3 protein-coding genes and 1 pseudogene are annotated in these 2,408 nt (G+C 40.7%); 2 read left to right on the top strand and 2 right to left on the bottom strand.

From position 1 onward, the window contains the following. Positions 1 to 114: 114 nt before the first annotated feature. Positions 115 to 318 (top strand): annotated as a pseudogene (locus H6G86_RS38025) (M48 metallopeptidase family protein); the annotation flags it as partial. Between the two features lie 108 nt (positions 319 to 426). Here H6G86_RS38025 and H6G86_RS38020 read toward each other — a convergent pair. Both H6G86_RS38020 and H6G86_RS38015 read right to left on the bottom strand, forming a co-directional pair. Beyond that, positions 427 to 660, bottom strand: a complete 234-nt coding sequence (locus H6G86_RS38020; RefSeq protein ID WP_104910315.1) for a hypothetical protein — start codon at positions 658 to 660, stop codon at positions 427 to 429. A 2-nt stretch (positions 661 to 662) separates the two neighbouring features. Then, positions 663 to 1,304 (bottom strand): ParA family protein, encoded by a 642-nt coding sequence (locus tag H6G86_RS38015; protein ID WP_190938712.1) that lies wholly within the window; start codon positions 1,302 to 1,304, stop codon positions 663 to 665. A gap of 836 nt (positions 1,305 to 2,140) precedes the next feature. Between H6G86_RS38015 and H6G86_RS38010 the strand changes: the two genes are divergently transcribed. After that, the coding region (locus tag H6G86_RS38010; RefSeq protein ID WP_190938711.1) for a hypothetical protein at positions 2,141 to 2,408 on the top strand (268 nt) is incomplete at its 3' end.

Genomic DNA, 2,408 nt, shown 5'->3' with positions numbered 1-2,408 from the left:
TGTTAATACTGCTTAAAAAGTATAAATAAATTTATACTACTGGGAAAATGATTTAGTGATCGCTTGTTTTTTACTGGATCTGACGAAACCGCATAGCTCCCATGGGGTACTTGCAACATCCAAGCAAAACGTATCTGGCTCAACCTCGAACTAGCGAAAAAAGACAAGCATTGCCTAGAGTATGTTGTAGTTCATGAAATGGTGCATCTGTTAGAACGCAATCATGGCGATCGCTTTGTGGCTTTGATGAATAAATTTATGCCGAATTGGAAATTTTATAAGGATGAATTAAATCGCTCCCCCCTTGGAAGTTACTAAGTTCAAAATTTCTTTGAATTGGGGTTTTTAAACCCCACCCGCATCCTTAGCGAAATCGCTAAAACAAGAAATCGTCTTTTCGTCCTTTCGATAAATGACGAATCTTGACTAGCCATGATTATCTGTCCAGTATTTAAAAATCCGTTGCAATAGCTCGACTTGGGTACAACCGTAAGTAGCAGCCGCAATCTTAAAATCCTTTTTAAACTCGGCAGGCACTTTAAAATTCAGGTTGGAAATTTCACCTGGATCGGGCTTCTCCAAGTTATCTTTTGTTTCCTTAATGCTAGGGGGTTCACCTTTGCTTGGTTTGCGAGGTGGTGGAGGTGGTTTAGTTGACATAATTAGGATTCTTGCTTGCTCAATAAATCAATAATTCCTTGCGCTACTTGTTCGGCCCGTTGCTTTAAGGTAGGAAATGTGACCTCAGAAACAGCACGACCGTTATCACTTGCCTGACGATAAGCAGTCTTTTCTGGAATTGAGCCAGCCACTGTGACATATCCAGCTTTATGAATATATGATCTGCCCTCCTCAATTTCATTCTCCCGATCGCCGACTCGACATAAAACAAAAATAATTTTATCCGTAGGAATTTTGGCGTTTACCAATTCATGCGCCAACAGTACAGACGGTTTGAGATCATCCAGTGATAAACCAGTGGGTAAAACAAGTAAATCACTTGCACGGGCAATTTCCAGTGTCCCTTGCATAGAATGCGGTGGCCCGTCCATAACCATGAGGTCATAAACCGAGGCGTGTTTAAGCGCTTGCGCTACAGTGCGGAATGGTTCAACAGCAATCTCCGGCTGGATACCATTGACTGAGCGGCGTTGTTTCCAATCCGTACTCGTACCTTGAGAAATATCTAGGTCGGCAATTTTTACATCCCAGCCAGCAGCAGCATATTCACGAGCAATGAGCCGAGCAAGGGTGCTTTTACCTACCCCCCCTTTTTGAGAAATGACACCCACCAATACGGTCATCAAATTTCGTCCTTTCGCCCTATAGCGAATTAGTTATATCGTGTTTTCGCTTAATCGTACAGAGAGATTTCGTTTAAGCAAGAATTAGCGATTTAACGAAATAACGATTTCGTCCTTCGATCCAAGTAAGGACAGCAAACGTAAAACCTATTGTAGATATACTGATTGAGAATGCAAAACTGCTCTCAAGTTTTGACAAGAGAGCAGCTAAAGAAGAGCGATAAATTTACATGGGGCTTCATAGATTCAATGCCCCAGTTACTGTATAGGTGGTTCGGTATGTAGGGATATACAGCTTACATGGTAGCAAGTTCCGAAAAAAATCATGTTCTTTACAGAGAATTCATGAATCGCACCAGGGAGAAGCGGTCAACTTCATACCTCAAACTAAGCCTGTTCAGCCCCCAACAACCATACAGCTAATCTTCAGTCATGGCTTAGAGAATGACCGCGATCGCACTTTGTTCGGTGTCTGCCTAGTTCAGTGCTTGCCGTATCCGCGAATGCTGTACGCTGCAAACTCAAGACATCTACACACCAAAGGGCAACGTTAGACCTCAGATGATCATTAGGAAGTCAAACACAAAAGGGAAGCTGGCTACTCGGTCAATCCCAGTAATTGAAGACCTACGGCGGTTACTGGTTGAATATTACCCACTGGCTGGGGATGATTATCTGTTACCTAGCTGAGTACCATTTTTCTTTCTTTTTTGCAGCTTGATAATATTCGTAATCAGAATATCCTCAGTGTTCTTTTAGCGTATCTTGTAGCACGGGGTTTTATATGGTAGATATTTATATTGTTGTAATTTAAACGGGCTAGAGGAAGTTAGGTTGTGGAGAATCAAAAAAATCAACAATTATCCACTGTTGAGCTAGTAAATAGATATTGTGTAAATCGTACTACCGATTACCTTTTTATATTGGCAGATAAAAGTATTTTACACTACCCATTAGAATTAGTTGGAAGTCCTAAAAGACCATTGACATTTTCTTGCTCATTTTATACATCTAAATTGGTTAACGGTATTCCTCGCGGATATGATATTGAAATTTGTCAATTAATTGTTTATGGCGATCAGATAGGCATTGATATTAAAAATA

Source organism: Nostoc sp. FACHB-133, from assembly GCF_014698055.1.
Classification (GTDB): Bacteria; Cyanobacteriota; Cyanobacteriia; order Cyanobacteriales; family Nostocaceae; genus Nostoc.
Note: the sequence above shows the minus strand (reverse complement) of the source record. Positions and strands in the feature narration are given on the sequence as shown.